This is a genomic window from Micromonospora sp. BRA006-A (genome assembly GCF_033433935.1).
GTDB lineage: Bacteria > Actinomycetota > Actinomycetes > Mycobacteriales > Micromonosporaceae > Micromonospora > Micromonospora aurantiaca.
In genome coordinates this window covers 5,723,835-5,740,997 of sequence record NZ_JANCLW010000001.1, presented here as the reverse complement: position 1 = coordinate 5,740,997, position 17,163 = coordinate 5,723,835, and the positions used below count along the sequence as shown (strand labels likewise).

The following is a 17,163-nucleotide window of genomic DNA, read 5'->3' as shown; positions in this document are numbered from 1 at the left end:
AAGTGGCGTGAACGCCTGAGAGACGGGTGTGTGGCAGAGCTGGGCAGTGGTGCACGCTGCGGGCAGGTGAGCTGGTGACGGGCGGGACGGCGGTCGGTTTCCGGGTGTCGTACCGGCGTGGTGGGATGTCGGTGATGCAGGCGTACCGGTTGGTGCGCCGGCCCGGCGGCGCGGAGGCGGGGGTCACCCACGACGCCGGGGCGGGGCAGGGGGTGGGTCGGCCCGGTGGGCCGGCTGATGCGGAGCCGCGATCCGGGGGGTCGGCGGGCGATGCCGCACACCCGGAGCCCATCACGCCGCCCGCCTCCGCCGACGCCACGACTCCCGCGACACCCGGCACCGGCACACGCGGAGCTGCCTCACCCGCCACCACGCCGGATGCGGGGGGCGAAGAGGCGCGGACTGGCGACGAGACCCGGGAGACCGGGGCCGGGCAGGGCCTGAGCCGTGTGCGTGCGGTGGACCCGGTGCAGGCCGAAGTGGTCGCGCACACCGATGGGCCGATGCTCGTCGTGGGCGGTCCCGGCACCGGCAAGACGACGACGCTCGTCGAGGCGGTCGCCGCCCGGGTGGCCGAGGGCGTCGACCCGGAGCGGATCCTCGTGCTCACCTTCGGCCGGCGCGGCGCCACCGAGCTGCGCCACCGGATCGAGGCGCGGATCGCCGGCGACGGACACCGGGTCGTCCGCGAGCCGCTGGTGCGTACGTTCCCGGCGTACGCCTTCGGGCTGCTGCGCCGCGCGGCGGCCGAACGCGGCGAGCCCTCGCCCCGGCTGCTCACCGGCCCCGAGCAGGATCTGATCATCCGCGAGCTGCTCGACGTGGTGGGGGAGGAACCAGGCGACGACCCGGTCGGCTGGCCGGAGGATCTGCGCCCCGCGCTGCGTACCCGGGCGTTCGCCCAGCAGCTCCGCGACCTGCTGATGCGTGCCGCGGAGCGCGGCGTCGGGCCGGTCGAGCTGGCCCGGCTGGGCGAGAAGCTGGGCCGCGCCGACTGGCCGGCCGCCGCGCGCTTCCTGCGGGAGTACGTCGCCGTGCTCGCCCTGCGCGACGTGAGCAACCGGGGCTCGGTGGCGTACGACCCGGCGGAGCTGGTGCGCGCCGCCACCGGCATGCTGCTCGACGATCCGGAGCTGCTCGCCGCCGAGCGCCGTCGCCTGGCCCACGTGTACGTCGACGAGCTGGCCGACACCGACCCGGCCCAGCTCGACCTGCTCGCCGTGGTGGCCGGAGGTGGGCGGTCCCTTGTCGCGTTCGCCGACCCGGACTCGTCCACGTACGCGTTCCGCGGCGCCGACCCGGCGGGCGTCACCACGTTCCCGCACCGCTTCCGCACCGCCTCCGGTGCGCCGGCGGCTCAGGTCACGATGACCACCTCGTACCGGGCCGGGCCGGAACTGCTCGCGGCGACCGCCCGGCTGGCCCGGCGGCTGCGCGGCCCGGCGGCGCACCGGCGGCTGCGCCCGCTTCCCGGCGCGCCCGCGGGAACTGTCGAGGTACGCACGTTCCGGTCCGCCACCAGCGAGTCGGCCTGGCTGGCGCACGCGTTGCGCGAGGCGCACCTGCTCGACGGCGTGCCGTGGTCCCGGATGGCGGTGCTGGTCCGCTCCACCGGCCGGCAACTGCCGTCGCTGCGGCGCGCGCTGCACACCGCGGGCGTGCCGACCGTCGTACACGGCGAGGATCTGCCGCTGCACCTCCAGCCGGCGGTCGCGCCGCTGCTGCTCCTGCTGCGCTGCGCGCTCGAACCCGACCGGCTGGACGAGGAGGCGGCGGTCGCGCTGCTGCACTCGCCGCTGGGCGGCGCCGACCCGCTGGCCGAACGGCGGCTGCGCCAGGGGCTGCGGGCGCTGGCGCTGGCCGGCGGCGACCGCCGTCCGTCCGGGGAACTGCTGGTCGAGGCGCTGCGCGAACCGGCGGAACTGGCCGCCATCGAGCGCCGCTGGGCGGCGCCCGCACAGGCCGTGGCGCACCTGCTCGCGACCGCCCGGGAGACGGCCGGCCGGCCCGGCGCCACAGTCGAGGACGTGCTCTGGGCGGTGTGGCGGGAGAGCGGGCTGGCCGAACGCTGGGCCGGGGCGATCACCAGGGGGCGGGCGGCCACCGGCGAGCACGAGACCGCCCAGCGCTGGCGGGCCGAGGCCGCCGACCGTGACCTGGACGCCGTACTCGTCCTCTTCGACGCGGCGGCCCGGTTCACCGACCGGTTGCCGGGCGCGCGTACCGAGGTGTTCCTCGACCACGTGCTCGGGCAGGAGTTGCCCGCCGACACGCTCGCCGCCGCCGCCGACCGGGGCGACGCGGTACGCCTGCTCACCGCGCACGCCGCCAAGGGGCTGGAGTGGGATCTGGTCGCGGTGGCCGGGGTGCAGGAGGGCGTCTGGCCGGACCTGCGCCTGCGCGGCAGCCTGCTCGGCTCGGAGCGGCTCGTCGACGTGCTCGCCGGTCGCGCGGACGGTGCCGGGCTGCGGGCCAGCCTGGTCGGGCAGACGTCCGCGCTGCTGGACGAGGAGCGACGGCTGTTCCACGTGGCGATCAGCCGGGCCCGGCGGCGGCTGCTGGTCACCGCTGTCGCATCGGCCGCTGTGGGCGGGGACGACCACGAGGAGCAGCCGAGCCGCTTCCTGCACGAGCTGGCCGCCGCCGACCCACCCGCCACCGGCGGAACCGGCCCGGCCCCGACCGGCCCGAACCCGACGGGCCCGGCTCCGACCGGCCCGGCCCTGACCGGGAACGGCCCGACAGGTACGGCCACGCGCGGGGGCACCCCGGACGGGCCGGTGCCGCACGGGGACGAGTATCCGCAGGACGGGCCGTCCGCCGCGCTCCCGGTCACCCTGCCGCCGCGAGGGCTCACGCTGTCCGCGCTGGTGGCGGAGCTGCGTACCGCCGTCACCGACCCCGCCACGCCGATCACCCGGCGGCACGCGGCGGCGGGTGAGCTGGCGCGGCTGGCCGCCGCCGGGGTGCCCGGCGCGCACCCGGACGACTGGTGGGGGTTGCGCGGCCTCTCCGACGACCGGCCGCTGGTCGACGAGGGCGAGCCGGTACGGGTCACCCCGTCGGCGATGGAGAGCGCGTTGCGGTGCAGCCTGCGCTGGCTGCTGGAACGGCACGGCGGCAGCGGGCCGGCCAGCGCCGCGCAGGGCGTCGGCAACCTGGTGCACGCCGCCGCGATGCTCGCGGAGGACGCCAGCGTCGACCGGGAGGCGTTGCTGGAGTACGTGGCCGCCCGGTTCGACGCGATCGAGCTGGCCGCGCGCTGGATGGCCGGCCCGGAGCGGCAGCGCGCCGAGGCGATGGTGGACAAGCTGCTGCGCTGGCTGGCCGGCAACCCGCGCCGGCTGCTCGCGATCGAGCACGAGTTCGCGGTCCGCCTCGACGACCCGTCCCGCCCGATCGAGCTGACCGGCCGGGTCGACCGGCTGGAGGTCGACGACGAGGGGCGGCTCGTGGTGATCGACCTGAAGACCGGCAAGTCGACGGCTGTCACCGAGCGGGAGGTGGCCGAGCATCCGCAGCTCGGCGCGTACCAGGCGGCCGTGGAGGCGGGCGGGTTCGCCGAGTTCGGCGAGGAACCGGGCGGGGCCGCGCTGGTGCAGCTCGGCACCGGCGCGCGGGACGCCAAGGAGCAGACCCAGGCTGCGGCCGGGGAGGGGCCGGAGGCCGGGTGGGCCACCGCGCTGGTGCGCCGTACCGCCGACACGATGGCCGCCTCCACGTTCGCCGCCGTGGCCAACTCCAAGTGCCGGGTCTGCCCGGTCCGCACCAGCTGCCCGGTCTCCGGCCAGGGCCGCCAGGTGGTCGAGCCGCCACCGGAGACCGCACCGTGAGTGTTCAGCCGGCGCTGTTCGGCGCCTCCGCCACGCCCGCGCCGCGCACCGCCGACGCCGGGCCCCGCTACACGCCCGTCGAGCTGGCCCGGCTGCTGCGGCTGCCCGCGCCCACCCGGGAGCAGGCCGCGATCATCGCCGCGCCCGTGGAGCCGCTGCTGGTGGTGGCGGGCGCCGGCTCGGGCAAGACCGAGACGATGGCCGCGCGGGTGATGTGGCTGGTCGCCAACTCCTACGTACGCCCCGAGCACATCCTCGGCCTCACCTTCACCCGCAAGGCGGCAGGCGAGCTGGCGCACCGGGTCCGGACCCGGCTCGACCAGCTCATCCGCCGGCTCGGCCGGCCGGGGCGGGACCCGCACGACGACCCGCTGGCGGGCGAGCCGACCGTGTCGACCTACCACTCGTACGCCGGGCGGATCGTCACCGAGCACGGGTTGCGCGCCGGGTACGAGCCGACCACCCGGCTGCTCACCGAGGCGTCCCGCTGGCAGCTCGTCGACCTGCTGGTGCGCAACTACGACGGCGACATGTCCGAGGTGGACCGGATGCCGTCGACCATCACCGACGCCGTTCTGGCGCTCGCCGGTGAGCTGGACGAGCACCTGGTCGACCCGGACGAGCTGGCCGCCTGGACCGGCCGGTTCTTCGCCGACGTGCAGTCCCGGCCCGGCCGGGTCTACGCCGACGTCCGCAAGGCGCTCCAGCTCCAGCGGACCCGGCTGAAGCTGCTGCCGCTGGTCCGCGCGTACGCCCGGCGCAAGGACGACTTCGAGGCGATGGACTTCGCCGACCAGCTCGCCCGCGCGGCCCGGGTGGCCCGCGACCATCCCGGCGTCGGCGTGATCGAGCGGGACCGGTTCCGGGTGGTGCTGCTCGACGAGTACCAGGACACCAGCCACGCCCAGGTGGTGCTGCTCAACGCGCTGTTCGGCGGCGGCCACCCGGTCACCGCCGTCGGCGACCCGTGCCAGTCCATCTACGGCTGGCGCGGGGCCAGCGCCGGCACGCTCGACCGGTTCCCGGCCGAGTTCGCCCGCACCGACGGCAGCCCCGCCGACGTGCTCAGCCTGACGACGAGCTGGCGTAACCGGCCGGAGATCCTCGGCGTCGCCAACACGCTGTCGGTGCCGCTGCGGGCGGCCGGCGCGCGGGTGCCGGAACTGCACGCCGCGCTCAGCGTCCGCGACCCGATCCCGCACCGCACGCCGGGCGGGCAGGCCGGCGGCACCGTGCACTGCGCGCTGCTGGAGACGTACGCCGACGAGGCCGACTGGATCGCGGACAGCGTGCTGGCGGCCTGGCGGGGCGCGGCCGGGATGCCCGGCGCGCTGCCCGAGCACATCCCGGCCGACCGTCGCCCGACCACTGCGGTGCTGGTGCGGCTGCGCAGCCAGATCCCGGCGATCGAGGCGGCGATGCGTGTCCGCGGGCTGCCTGTCGACGTGGTCGGCCTGGGTGGGCTGCTGGACACCCCCGAGGTACGGGACGTGGTGTGCACGCTGCGCGTGCTCGCCGACCCGACCGACGGGGCGGCGCTGCTGCGGCTGCTCACCGGCGCGCGCTGGCGGATCGGCCCGCGTGACCTGGTCGCCCTGCACCGCCGCGCCCGCGCCATCGCCCGCAGCCGCCGGGAGCTCACCGGCGACGAGGGCCCGGAGATCACCGTGGACGCGCTGGACGAGGCGACGCTGGTCGAGGCGCTGGCGGACCTGGGGCCGGCGCAGGCGTACTCGGCCGAGGGCTACGCGCGGCTGCGCTCGTACGGGATGGAGCTGGCGCTGCTGCGTTACCGGCTGGACCAGTCGCTGCCGGAACTGATCGCGGACATCGAGCGGACCATCGGCTTGGACGTGGAGGTGGCGGTCCGGGCCGGGCGGGACGGCGCGGGCGACGCCGGGCTGGCCCGCGCCCACCTGGACGCGCTCGGCGACGTGGCGGCCCGGTTCAGCGGCGAGACGCCCGGCGCCACGCTGGCCGGTTTCCTCGCCTACCTGGCCGCCGCCGAGGACGAGGAACGCGGGCTGGCGCCCGGCGAGGTCGAGGTGGTGGCCGGCGCGGTGCAGGTGCTCACCGCGCACGCCGCGAAGGGCCTGGAATGGGACGTGGTGGCGGTGGCCGGGATGACCCGGGGCGTCTGGCCGGGGCCGGTCCGCAACTCCGACCACTGGCTGGGCGGGCTGGGCGTGCTGCCGTTCCCGTTGCGCGGCGACGCGGACGGGCTGCCCGAACTGGGCCTGCCGGAGGCGGAGGACCAGCGTGGCGTGGCCCGGGCGCTGACCGACTTCACCGACGCGTGGCGGGCGCACGACGAGCGGGAGGAGCGCCGGCTGGCGTACGTGGCGGTGACCCGCCCGCGTCGGCTGCTGCTCTGCTCCGGCTACTGGTGGGGGGAGGGGACCAAACGGTTCCGCGGCCCGTCGGTGTTCCTGCGGGAGGTGCACGACGCCTGCCTGGCCGGCGCGGACGGGCACGTGGTGGACGCGTGGACGCCGGAACCGGCCGGGGACGCGGTGAACCCGACCACCGAGACGGTGCTGCGGGCCGAGTGGCCGGCCGACCCGCTGGGCGCCCGCCGTCCGGCGCTGACCGAGGCGGCGGCGCTGGTCCGCCGGCACCTGGCCGACCCGGAGACGGCCCGCCGCGAGGCGGCAGTGCTCGCCACCGCGGGAGCGGCGGAGGACGCCGAGGTGGCCCGCTGGCGGCGCGAGGCCGATCTGCTGCTCGCGGAGCGGGCGGAGCTGGCCCGGCAGGCCGAGGCGGTCGAGGTCGAACTACCCGGCCAGATGTCGGTGACCCAGCTCGTGGCGCTGCGCCGCGACCCGGAGGCGCTGGCCCGGACGCTGCGCCGCCCGATGCCCACCGAGCCGACCCCGTACGCCCGGCGCGGTACCGCGTTCCACGCCTGGCTGGAACAGCGGTTCGGCGCGGACCGGCTGCTCGACGTGGACGAGCTGCCCGGCGCGGCGGACGAGGACGCGGCCCCGGACGAGGCGCTGGTCGAGTTGCAGGAGCGCTTCCTGGCCAGTGAGTGGGCCGACCGGGTGCCGGTGGAGGTGGAGGTGCCGTTCGCCACCGTCATCGCCGGCGTCGTGATCAGGGGCCGGATGGACGCCGTGTTCGCCCGCCCGGGCGGGCGCTACGACGTGGTCGACTGGAAGACCGGGCGGCAGCCGTCCGGCCGGGAGGCCGACGCGGCGGCGGTGCAGCTGGCGGTCTACCGGCTGGCCTGGGCGGAGCTGGCCGGGGTGCCGGTGGACCGGGTGGGCGCGGCGTTCCACTACGTGCGGGATTCCGCCACCGTCCGCCCGGCGGACCTGCTCGACGCGGAGGGACTGGCCGGTCTGGTGGCCGCCGTGCCGGAAATCCCGGGGGATCTCCCGCAGCGCACGAATCCGTGATACGTTGGCCGGGTTGCAGTTTTGGTTTCCAGAGACTCTGTGTGCGCCTGGCGGATTGTGGCCCCAGGCGCTCTTTGTTGTGTCCGGAGTTCTCCGGGCGGGGCGACCAGCAGCGACAGGCACGCCGCGTATTCCACGCGCGGGGTGCTCCTCTCCGGCCCGCAACACGTGCGGGCCGACCGTTCCGTCAAGGAGACGAAACACATGGCAATTGGCACCGTCAAGTGGTTCAACGCTGACAAGGGCTTCGGCTTCATCACCCCGGACGACGGCGGCGCCGACGTCTTCGCCCACTTCTCGGCGATCCAGACCTCCGGCTACCGGAGCCTGGACGAGAACCAGCGGGTCGAGTTCGAGGTGACCCAGGGCCAGAAGGGCCCGCAGGCGGAGAACATCCGCCCGCTCTGATCTTCGGATCAACCGGCACCACCATCGCGCCCTCTCGGGCGTGGTGCACGGGCCGGCCCGCCTCTGCCGGGCCGGCCCGTCCCTTTCGGTTCGTGCTTGTGACCACCGGTGACCACCGGTGACGCGCCGCTGTCCGGCGCCCTTCCTCGACACGTGCCGCGTCGAGGAAGGCTTTCCGCATGACCACGACCCTGCCCACGTTCGCCGCCACCGGCCTGGCTCCGGCGCTCGTCTCCGAGCTGGCCGCGCAGGGCATCTCCGCGCCGTTCCCGATCCAGGCGGCCACGATCCCGGACTCGCTGGCCGGCCGGGATGTGCTCGGCCGGGGCCGGACCGGCTCCGGCAAGACGCTTGCGTTCGGGTTGCCGCTGCTGCACCGTACGGCCGGTCGCCGGGCCCGCCCGGGCCGCCCGCTGGCGCTGGTGCTCGTGCCGACCCGTGAACTGGCCGCGCAGGTCACCGACGCGCTCGCCCCGTACGCCGCCACGCTCGGCCTGCGCTGCGCCACAGTGGTCGGCGGGCTCTCGCTGGGCCGGCAGGCGGCTGCGCTGCGTGCCGGCGCCGAGGTGCTGGTGGCCACGCCGGGCCGGCTGCACGACCTGATCGACCGGGGGGACGCCCGGCTGGACCAGGTGGCCATCACCGTGCTCGACGAGGCGGACCAGATGGCCGACATGGGCTTCCTGCCGCAGGTGACGAAGCTGCTGGAGCAGGTCGCGCCGGGCGGGCAGCGGATGCTGTTCTCGGCCACCCTGGACCGCGGCGTGGACCGGCTGGTCCGCCGCTTCCTGACCGACCCGGTGACGCACTCCGTCGACCCGGGCACCGCCACCGTCACCGCGATGACGCACCACGTACTGCACCTGGACGCGGAGGACAAGCCGGCCGCGCTGGCGCACATCGCCGCCCGCGAGGGCCGCACCATCGTGTTCATCGCCACCAAGCACCGCGCCGACCGGGTGGCCCGCCAGTTGCTCGCCAAGGGCGTACGCGCGGCGGCGCTGCACGGCGGCAAGTCGCAGCCGCAGCGCACCCGCATCCTGGAGCAGTTCCGCACCGGCCAGGTCACCGCGCTGGTGGCGACCGACGTGGCGGCCCGGGGCATCCACGTCGACGGGCTGGACCTGGTCGTCAACGCCGACCCGCCCACCGAGGCCAAGGACTACCTGCACCGGGGCGGCCGGACCGCGCGGGCCGGCGAGTCGGGCACCGTGGTGACGCTCGTCCTGCCGGACCAGCGCCGCGACGTCGCCCGGCTGATGAGCACCGCGGGCATCAACCCCAAGACCACGCGGGTACGCCCCGGCGACGGCGAGCTGACCCGGCTCACCGGTGCCCGGGAGCCCTCCGGCGTGCCGGTGACCATCACCGCGCCCGCCGCCGCGCATCCCGCTCCGGGAACCCGTCCGCGCCGGCGCCCGCGCCGCCGCTGACCGCGGCCCGCGCCTGACCGGCTGTCTCCGGTCGGGCGGAGCGGTGGCTCCTGAGTCGGGAATCAGTCGATGTTCGGTCGGCTGCCCGACTGTGCGGCCGGAACCCGCCGGTGATGCTGCTGCGCGGGGGACCGGTCGGGGGGTCGGCCGGACGCGGAGGGAGCGGTTCATGGTGGGGGAAGCCGGATCGGGCGGAGCGCGGGAAGTGGTGCTGGTGCTCGCGGTGGCGGGGGCCGGTCTGGCGCTCGCCGCGGTGGCCGCGTTCGGGCCGTGGCAGCCGTCCGACGGCGGCTCGCCGGATCGCGGCGCCGCTCGCAGCTTCACGCCCGGGATGAGCGCCCCGCACACGCAGTAGCCGCTTCGGGCGGATGATGCCGAGATACCGGTATGACTCTCCGGCATGAATATGCCTCAGAGTCATACCGGCCGGGAGTCATGCCTCTGTGGCCGACGACCGGTCGGGCATGCGGTCCCGCCGCCGACCCCCATGACCGGACGTGTCAGGGTGCCGTGGCCCGGTCGCTCAGCAGATCGGCGAGCGTGGTCCGGTCCACGACCAGGGCGATCGCACCGTCCACCGCCAGCCACACGTCCCGCAGGCCGGTGGCCACGCCGTGGTAGCCGGCCCGGTCCGCGGGGATGCCGCGGACGCTCGTGATCGCGCCACCGACGGCGCGCAGCACGTCGCCGACGCTGATCTCGTCCGGCGGGCGGGTCAGCGCGTACCCGCCCTCGGTGCCGCGGTGACTGTGCAGCAGTCCGGCCCGCCGCAGGTCGAGCAGGATCCCCTGGAGGAAGCTGAGCGGGATGTCCTGGCTCTCGGCCAGGCTCGCCGCCTTGACCAGCTCGCCGCCGCCGGCCGCCGGATCGCCGGTGGTGACGGCGGCGTCGGCGACGGCGAGCATGGCCCGGAGCGCGTAGTCGGCGCGCGCGGAGATGTACACGACGTCAGTTGCCGGCCTGGTCCAGCACGCCCCAGCGGCGGCGGATCGCCTTGTCGGCGGCCCCGAACGCGGTGTCCACGAGCAGGCCCACCACCAGGATGACGATCATGATGGCCATCAGGCGTGGCGCCTCGCTCAGCTCGCGTGCGTACGTGAGCTGAGCGCCGATCGAGGTGCGGGTGGCGATGACCACAAGCAGCTCACCGGCCATCAGGCTGCGCCAGGCGAACGCCCAGCCCTGCTTGAGCCCGGCCACGATGGCGGGTAGCGCGGCCGGTGCGATCACGTACCGGTAGAGGTTGAGCCCCCGGGCGCCGAGGTTGCGGCCGGCGCGGACCAGCAGCGGCGGCACGTAGTCCACGCCGTGGATGACGCCGTTGGCGACCGACGGCGCGGCGCCGAGCACCACGACGAAGAAGATCGCCTGCTCGCTGAGCTGGAACAGCAGGATGGCCAGTGGGAACCAGGCGATCGACGGCATGGTCTGCAACGCGGTGATCATCGAGCCGAGCGCGGCCCGGAGCACCTTGACCCGGGCCACCCCCAGGCCGAGCAGCAGGCCGACCGCGACCGCGGCGGCGAACCCGACCGCCGCGCGCCGGGCGGTGGTGGCGAGGCCCTCCCAGAGCGCCGAGCTGAGCAGGTAGTCCCCGAGGTCGCCGAAGACCACCGCCGGGCCGGGCAGCGCCCACGGCTCCTTCCACCCGGACCAGACCACCGCCTGCCAGATGGCGACGGCCAGCGTGAGCGCGGCGAACTTGGGCCAGGTGGCCGACCACAGGCGGCGTACCCGGGACGGGCCCTTCTCCCGGCCGGCGATCTCCAGCGCGTCGAGCCCGGAGATCTCCGCGTCGGTACGCGCCGACCCGGCGAGGGTGTCACTGGCCATGCCGGCCCACCTCCTTGCGCAGCCGGTCGGTGACCTCGGCGGCGATGGCCGAGACCTCCGGCGAGTCGATCCGCCGGGGGCGCGGCACGGCGACCTCGGTGGAGTAGATGATCCGGCCGGGCCGGCTGGAGAGCAGCACGATGCGGTCGGCGAGCCGGGCCGCCTCGCGGACGTTGTGCGTGACGAACAGGACGGTGAGCTCGCGCTCGGCCCAGATCCGCTCCAGCTCGTCGTGCAGGATGTCGCGGGTCATCGCGTCCAGTGCGCCGAACGGCTCGTCCATCAGCAGCACCGGCGTCTCCAGCGCGAGCGTGCGAGCCAGCGCGACCCGCTGCCGCATGCCGCCGGAGAGCTGGTGCGGCCGCTTGCGGCCGAACTCGGACAGGTGGACCGTGCGCAGCAGCTCGGCCACCCGATCCTTGCGCTGGTCACGGGGGAGCCCGCGCAGCTTCAGCGGCACCTCGACGTTGCCCTCGACGGTGAGCCACGGGAACAGCGCCGGCTCCTGGAACATCAGTCCCGGGTTGACGCCCTCGCCCAGCTCGATCGCGCCGCCGCTGGCCCGGTCCAGGCCGGCTACCAGGTTGAGCAGCGTGCTCTTGCCGCAGCCGGACGCGCCGACCATGCAGACGAACTCGCCCGGGGCGACATCGAGCGACAGCCCGTCCAGCGCCAGGACCGCCTGCTCGCCCTGGCCGTACACCTTCGTCACGCCGCGCAGCGCGACCGAGCCGGTCGCGCTGCGCGGGGTCGTGCCGGTCGTCGTCACGGTTGGCTGACCTCGGCCTTGCCCTGCGCCTTGAGTACCTCGTTGAGGTACTTCAGGTCGTACAGGCCGTTCAGGTCGACCGGCTGGGTGAGCCCGACCGCGACCGCGTGGTCCAGGCCGGTCTTCAGCGACGACGGGATCGGGTCGTTCGTGAACTCCAGCGTCGGCCAGGCCTGCTTGATGAGCTTGAGGTCCAGCGGCTTGCCGGTGATCTTGCCGATGTGGTCGGAGATGGCCTGCTGCGCCTCGTCCGGCTTGCTGTTGACGAACTCGTTCGCCGCGACCTGGCCCTCGACCAGCTTCTTCACCACGTCCGGGTGCGCCTTGAGGAACTTGGTGCTGACCAGCAGGTTGGTGATGACGAACTTCTTGTCCGGCCACAGGTCGCGCTCGTCGACGAGCACCTTGCCGCCGGCGTTGACCAGCCGGGAGACGAACGGCTCGGGCACCCAGGCGCCGTCGATGGCGCCGCTGCCGAACGTCTCGACCGTCTGCGCGTTCTCCTGCGGCACGACCTTGACGTCGCCGCCGCCCTCCTTGGTGGTCTCCAGGCCCTTCTCCTTGAGCCAGTAGCGCAGCGCCACGTCCTGGGTGTTGCCGAGCTGCGGGGTGGCGATCTTCTTGCCGCGCAGCTGCTCCACCGAGGTGATGCCGGGCTTGACCACGAGCGCGACGCCGCCGGACGCGGCGCCGGAGATGACCCGGACCGCCTCGCCCTTGGACTTGGAGAAGGCGTTCACTGTCGGGTTCGGGCCGATGTACGTGGCGTCGAGCGCGCCGGAGAAGACGGCCTCGATGGCGGCCGGGCCGGCGTTGAACGTCTTGGTGTCCAGCTCGACGTCACTGCCGAGCTTCTCGGCGAAGATCCCCTTCTCCACGCCGACCACTGCCGGGGCGTGCGTGATGTTGGGGAAGTAACCCAGGCGCAGCGTCACCGGGCCGGACCCGGCGGCGGCGTCGCTGTCCTCGCCGCAGGCGGCGGTGGTGCCGAGCGTGGCCGTGCCGACCGCGGCCAGGGTCGCCAGGGTGACCAGGCGGCGCAGGGGAAGCCCTCTCATCGAATGTCCAATCCGCAGTATTCCTATTTAGTTGGTAGGAAGAGTGGGGCAAGTGGCCGCCGGCGTCAAGACCCGTCCCGCAACAGTCCACCGTTCGGCCAGGGCACACCGGCGATAGAGCCGGTGCCGAGGCGCTAGTGTCGATCTCGTGCCGACGCGGAGAGCGAAGATCCCAGCGACGAAGTACCCGGTCGAACGGTTCACCCTCGACAACGGCCTGCGCGTGGTGCTCACGCCGGACCGCAGCGCCCCGGTCACCGGGGTGGCGGTGGTCTACGACGTCGGCATCCGCTCCGAGCCCGAAGGACGCACCGGGTTCGCCCACCTCTTCGAGCACCTGATGTTCCAGGGCTCGGAGAACCTGGAGAAGCTCGCCCACTTCCGGCACGTCCAGGGCGCGGGCGGGACGTTCAACGGCTCCACCCACCTGGACTACACCGACTACTTCGAGACGCTTCCCGCCAACGCCCTGGAACGGGCGCTGTTCCTGGAGGCCGACCGGATGCGCGGCCCCCGGCTGACCGAGGAGAACCTGCGCAACCAGGTCGACGTGGTCAAGGAGGAGATCCGGGTCAACGTGCTGAACCGGCCGTACGGCGGGTTCCCCTGGCTGACGCTGCCCCCGGTGATGTTCGACACCTTCCCCAACGCGCACGACGGCTACGGCTCCTTCGTCGACCTGGAGTCGGCCACCGTCGCCGACGCCGCCGACTTCTTCCGCCGCTACTACGCCAGCGGCAACGCCGTACTCGCGGTCAGCGGCGACATCGACGTGGCCGAGGCGACCGCGCTGATCGAGCGGCACTTCGGGGACGTGCCGGCCCGGCCCGCCCCGGGGCGGCCCGACTTCGCCGAGCCCGACCTGACCACCGAGCGGCGCAGCACGTACACCGACGCGCTGGCCCCGCTCCCGGCGGTGGCCGGCGCGTGGCGGGTGCCCGACCCGGTCAGCGACTTCGCCGGTTATCTGCCCTACGTGGTGCTGGCCGAGGTGCTCACCGACGGTGACGCCTCCCGGCTGGTCGAGCGGCTGGTGCAGCGCGACCGGTCGGTCACCAGCCTCGGCGGGTACCTCGGCTTCATGGGCGACCCGTTCGACGTCCGCGACCCCACCGCGCTGCTGCTCCAGGCGCACCTGCCGCCCGGCGGCGACGTGGACAAGGTGCTGCGCACCGTCGACGAGGAACTGGACCGGCTGGCGACCGACGGGCTGACCGCCGGGGAGCTGGCGCGTACCCAGGCCCGGATGGCCACCCACCTGCTGCGCGACACGGACGCGGTACTCGGCCGCGCATTGCGGATGGCGGTGCTGGAACAGCAACGCGGAGAACCCGGCCTGCTCAACGACCTGCCCCGGCTGGTCGGCGAGGTGACCGAGGAACAGGTCCGCGCCGCCGCCGCCACCCTGCGGCCCGAGCGCCGCGCGGCAGTCGAGGTCGTTCCCGGAGGTGCGCGATGAGCACGAGTACGACCACCGCCACCGCCGTCCGGCCGCTGCCGGCGCTCGGTCCGAACCGCCGCCTCAAGGTGCCCAAGCAGGCCGAGCGCACGCTTGCCAACGGCCTCACCGTGATCGCGGTACGCCGCTCCTCCGTGCCGCTGGTCGAGCTGCGACTGTGGATGCCGTTCGGGCGTACCCACCTGGCCCGGGGCGCGATGCTGGCGCAGACCATGCTCTCCGGCACCGAGGCGCACAGCGCCACCGAGCTGGCGGCCGAGTTGCAGAAGGTCGGCGGCGGACTGACCGCCGGCCTCGACCCGGACCGCCTGATGCTCTCCGGTGCGGGCCTGGTCACCGGCCTGGACCGGATGCTGGAGCTGCTCGGCGAGGTGCTCACCGGCGCCACCTACCCGGCCGACTGGGTGGAGACCGAGCGGGACCGCCTGGTCGACCGCATCCAGGTCGCCCAGAGCCAGCCGTCGCACCTGGCCCGCACCGCGCTGCTCAAGCGGGTGTACGGCCGGCACCCGTACGCGGAGCAGACGCCCGACCCGGACCAGGTCCGGGCGGTCCGCCCGGCCGCGTTGCGCCGGCTGCACGCCGAGCGCGTGCATCCGGCGGGCGCGGTGCTGGTGCTCGTCGGCGACGTGGCCCCGGAACGGGCGCTGGACGCGGCCGAGAAGGCGCTCGCCGGGTGGCGCGGTGACGGACACGTCGCCGAGCTGCCCCCGGCGCCGCCGCTGGAATCCGGGCCGTTGCTGCTGGTCGACCGGCCCGGCTCGGTGCAGTCCTCGGTACGCCTCGCGCTGCCGGCGGTGCCCCGCACGCACCCGGACCACGCCGCGTTGCAGCTCGCCAACCTGATCTTCGGCGGCTACTTCTCCTCCCGCTGGGTGGAGAACATCCGCGAGGACAAGGGCTACACGTACGGGCCGCACTCGCTCGTCGAGCACTCGGTGGCCGGTTCGCTCCTCGTCGCCGGTGCCGAGGTGGCCACCGAGGTGACAGCGGCGGCGCTTGTGGAGACGACCTACGAGCTGGGCCGCCTGGCGACGGTGCCGCCGAAGACCGACGAGCTGGAGCAGGCCCGCCAGTACGCGCTCGGCACCCTTCAGCTCGGCATGTCCACCCAGGCCGGTCTCGCATCGCTGACCAGCGCGTACGCCGGTAACGGGCTGCGGCTGGACTTCCTCGCCGAGTACGCCGCCCGGCTGGCCGCCACGACGGTGGACGACGTGGCCGAGGTGGCCGCGCGCTACCTGGCCCCGGCCCGCGCGGTCACCGTCGTGCTCGGTGATGCGGCGCGGGTGGCCGATTCGCTCGCCGCGCTGACACCGGTGCGTACGGAATCGGCATGAGCGGCGAACCCGCCCCGCCGCTGGCCCGGTCGACGCTCGACCGGGCCGCGCACCGGCGTACCGATCCAGCCTGGCTGACCGAGGCGTGGGAACGGGCCCGGGTGCTGGTGCTCGACTCCGCCGCGGAGGGGCGGGCGCTGGTCCGGGGCGCGGCGACCCCGCCGGAACTGGTCCTGGTCGGCCCCGGCGAACTGCCCGAGGTACCCCGGTCGGTGCCGATGTTCCTCGGCGTCGAGCCGGACGGCGTACCCGTGTTCGCGGTGGACGGGCCGCTGCCGGCGCTGCCGGACACCCGCCCGGCCCACCTGCGCGAGGTCGGCCACCTGATGACCGACCGGGACGCGGGCCTGTTCACCACCGCGCTGGCGCTGCTCAACTGGCACCTGCGGCACGGCTACTCGTCGACGACCGGCAAGGCGACGAGCGCCGACGAGGCCGGCTGGTCGCGGATCGACCCGGACGGCGGCCGGGTCTGGCCGCGTACCGATCCGGCGATGATCGTGCTGGTGCACGACGGTGTGGACGGCCCGGACGGCCGCTGCCTGCTCGGCAACAACGCGGCCTGGCCGCGCACCCCGGGACAGCGCCGCTACTCCTGCCTGGCCGGATACGTCGAGCCCGGCGAGTCGGCCGAGGCCGCCGTGCTGCGCGAGGTCCGCGAGGAGGTGGGCGTCCCGGTCGAGCAGATCGCGTACGTGGGCAGCCAGTCCTGGCCGTTCCCCGGCTCGCTGATGCTCGGCTTCCTGGCCCGCGCCGACGCGGACGCGCCGATCCGGGTCGACCCGGCCGAGATCGCGCACGCGCGCTGGTTCACCCGCCGGGAGATCGGCGCGGCGCTGGCGGGCGAGCCGGTGCCGGTGGGCGGGGGAGACCGGCTGGTCCTGCCGCCGCCGTCGTCGATCGCGTTGTTCCTGGTGCACCGCTGGCTCGACGGCCACTGCTGACCCGGCCCGACCCCGTCGGGTTGGCGGGTTTCGGCTGGTGGGTGGCACCAGCTCGGGGAAGTGGTGTGGTCGAGGGCGGTGGGATGCAGCCACCTCCCCGAGCTGCCGAAGCCGCCCGGCCCGGGCCGGGCGGACACAGGCCGGGAGGACGCGGCCCCGACCCGGACCGTCGTTGCCGCGACGGTCTCGGGCCGGGAACACGTGCCGTCGAGGCCGGATGAGGCGGGAGAACGGCGGGGGAGGCCGGTCCGGCCACGACGGACGTCAGCGTCCGGTCATCCACCGTCCCAGCGGTACGGGTGCCCGGGGGTGGCTTCCTCGATCGGCAGCACCTTGACCCGGTGCCGGCCCGCGCGGACCGCACCGACTGTGGACAGCGCGCGGGCGAGCAGGAGCGCGGCGTCCCGGTCCTCGGCGTGGACGACCTGGCGGCGGGGTTCCGGCGTGCACGTCTCGTCCCGCAGGCGGCCTCCGCCGGCCCAGGCGGCGGCGATGTCGGCGTCGGCGGCGGTGCGGATCTCGGTGCGGACGATCAGGAACCGCATGGTGTCCCCCGGACAATCGGCGGTTACACGCTGGAACTTCCACGTCACTCCCGCGTCATGTTACGCCGATGTGTCCGCCCGGCAAGGGGAACGCGCCAGCTCGACCGATCGGGGGATCCCAGGTCAGCACCGTTGTCGGG

13 protein-coding genes are annotated in these 17,163 nt (G+C 74.7%); 8 read left to right on the top strand and 5 right to left on the bottom strand.

Annotation, left to right across the window (positions count from 1 at the left end; all coding sequences use genetic code 11):
* Positions 1–134: 134 nt before the first annotated feature.
* The 5 genes from NMK34_RS26120 to NMK34_RS26100 all read left to right on the top strand — a co-directional run bounded on the left by NMK34_RS26120 (position 135) and on the right by NMK34_RS26100 (position 9,430).
* Positions 135–3,833 (top strand): ATP-dependent helicase, encoded by a 3,699-nt coding sequence (locus NMK34_RS26120; RefSeq protein WP_318336428.1) that lies wholly within the window; start codon positions 135–137, stop codon positions 3,831–3,833.
* Complete coding sequence (locus NMK34_RS26115; RefSeq protein WP_318335604.1) at positions 3,830–7,234, top strand: ATP-dependent helicase; 3,405 nt, start codon at positions 3,830–3,832, stop codon at positions 7,232–7,234. The genes NMK34_RS26120 and NMK34_RS26115 overlap by 4 nt, the downstream gene beginning before the upstream one ends.
* A 204-nt stretch (positions 7,235–7,438) precedes the next feature.
* Positions 7,439–7,642 carry a cold-shock protein gene (locus NMK34_RS26110; protein ID WP_013288421.1) on the top strand — a complete coding sequence of 68 codons (204 nt, stop codon included), beginning with the start codon at positions 7,439–7,441 and terminating at the stop codon, positions 7,640–7,642.
* Between the two features lie 179 nt (positions 7,643–7,821).
* The gene (locus NMK34_RS26105; protein ID WP_318335603.1) at positions 7,822–9,075 is read left to right on the top strand and encodes a DEAD/DEAH box helicase; all 1,254 of its coding nucleotides are present in this window, start codon (positions 7,822–7,824) and stop codon (positions 9,073–9,075) included.
* Positions 9,076–9,244: 169 nt separating this feature from the next.
* On the top strand, positions 9,245–9,430 hold the full coding sequence (locus tag NMK34_RS26100) for a hypothetical protein (protein WP_318335602.1): 186 nt from the start codon (positions 9,245–9,247) through the stop codon (positions 9,428–9,430).
* Between the two features lie 145 nt (positions 9,431–9,575).
* On the opposite strand, the gene NMK34_RS26095 is transcribed toward NMK34_RS26100, so the two are convergent.
* The 4 genes from NMK34_RS26095 to NMK34_RS26080 are packed head-to-tail and all read right to left on the bottom strand — an operon-like array spanning position 9,576 to position 12,735.
* Positions 9,576–10,019, bottom strand: coding sequence for an RrF2 family transcriptional regulator (locus tag NMK34_RS26095; protein ID WP_030273860.1), 444 nt, complete (start codon positions 10,017–10,019; stop codon positions 9,576–9,578).
* Positions 10,020–10,023: 4 nt separating this feature from the next.
* Positions 10,024–10,908, bottom strand: coding sequence for an ABC transporter permease (locus tag NMK34_RS26090; RefSeq protein ID WP_318335601.1), 885 nt, complete (start codon positions 10,906–10,908; stop codon positions 10,024–10,026).
* Complete coding sequence (locus NMK34_RS26085) at positions 10,898–11,677, bottom strand: ABC transporter ATP-binding protein (protein WP_318335600.1); 780 nt, start codon at positions 11,675–11,677, stop codon at positions 10,898–10,900. Before NMK34_RS26085 ends, NMK34_RS26090 begins: the two co-directional genes overlap by 11 nt.
* Positions 11,674–12,735: an ABC transporter substrate-binding protein gene (locus NMK34_RS26080; RefSeq protein WP_318335599.1), complete on the bottom strand. Its 1,062-nt coding sequence runs from the start codon at positions 12,733–12,735 to the stop codon at positions 11,674–11,676. Before NMK34_RS26080 ends, NMK34_RS26085 begins: the two co-directional genes overlap by 4 nt.
* A gap of 148 nt (positions 12,736–12,883) precedes the next feature.
* On the opposite strand from NMK34_RS26080, the gene NMK34_RS26075 reads away from it, so the two are divergent.
* From NMK34_RS26075 to nudC, 3 genes are read left to right on the top strand one after another with little or no spacing between them, the layout of a single operon-like run.
* Positions 12,884–14,194 carry a pitrilysin family protein gene (locus NMK34_RS26075; protein WP_318335598.1) on the top strand — a complete coding sequence of 437 codons (1,311 nt, stop codon included), beginning with the start codon at positions 12,884–12,886 and terminating at the stop codon, positions 14,192–14,194.
* Positions 14,191–15,534: a pitrilysin family protein gene (locus tag NMK34_RS26070; protein WP_318335597.1), complete on the top strand. Its 1,344-nt coding sequence runs from the start codon at positions 14,191–14,193 to the stop codon at positions 15,532–15,534. Before NMK34_RS26075 ends, NMK34_RS26070 begins: the two co-directional genes overlap by 4 nt.
* Positions 15,531–16,478 (top strand): NAD(+) diphosphatase, encoded by a 948-nt coding sequence (gene nudC / locus NMK34_RS26065; protein WP_318335596.1) that lies wholly within the window; start codon positions 15,531–15,533, stop codon positions 16,476–16,478. Before NMK34_RS26070 ends, nudC begins: the two co-directional genes overlap by 4 nt.
* Before the next feature lie 275 nt (positions 16,479–16,753).
* Here the strand turns inward: nudC and NMK34_RS26060 are convergent, their stop codons facing one another.
* Positions 16,754–17,023, bottom strand: a complete 270-nt coding sequence (locus NMK34_RS26060) for a hypothetical protein (RefSeq protein WP_318335595.1) — start codon at positions 17,021–17,023, stop codon at positions 16,754–16,756.
* Between the last annotated feature and the right edge of the window lie 140 nt (positions 17,024–17,163).

Excerpts from the sequence above, each read along its gene's own strand:
- NMK34_RS26120 (WP_318336428.1), top strand. The coding sequence starts at position 135 with ATGCAGGCGTACCGGTTGGTGCGCCGGCCCGGCGGCGCGGAGGCGGGG.
- NMK34_RS26090 (WP_318335601.1), bottom strand. The coding sequence starts at position 10,908 with ATGGCCAGTGACACCCTCGCCGGGTCGGCGCGTACCGACGCGGAGATC.
- nudC (WP_318335596.1), top strand. The coding sequence starts at position 15,531 with ATGAGCGGCGAACCCGCCCCGCCGCTGGCCCGGTCGACGCTCGACCGG.
- NMK34_RS26100 (WP_318335602.1), top strand. The coding sequence starts at position 9,245 with ATGGTGGGGGAAGCCGGATCGGGCGGAGCGCGGGAAGTGGTGCTGGTG.
- NMK34_RS26080 (WP_318335599.1), bottom strand. The coding sequence starts at position 12,735 with ATGAGAGGGCTTCCCCTGCGCCGCCTGGTCACCCTGGCGACCCTGGCC.
- NMK34_RS26110 (WP_013288421.1), top strand. The coding sequence starts at position 7,439 with ATGGCAATTGGCACCGTCAAGTGGTTCAACGCTGACAAGGGCTTCGGC.
- NMK34_RS26070 (WP_318335597.1), top strand. The coding sequence starts at position 14,191 with ATGAGCACGAGTACGACCACCGCCACCGCCGTCCGGCCGCTGCCGGCG.
- NMK34_RS26105 (WP_318335603.1), top strand. The coding sequence starts at position 7,822 with ATGACCACGACCCTGCCCACGTTCGCCGCCACCGGCCTGGCTCCGGCG.
- NMK34_RS26060 (WP_318335595.1), bottom strand. The coding sequence starts at position 17,023 with ATGCGGTTCCTGATCGTCCGCACCGAGATCCGCACCGCCGCCGACGCC.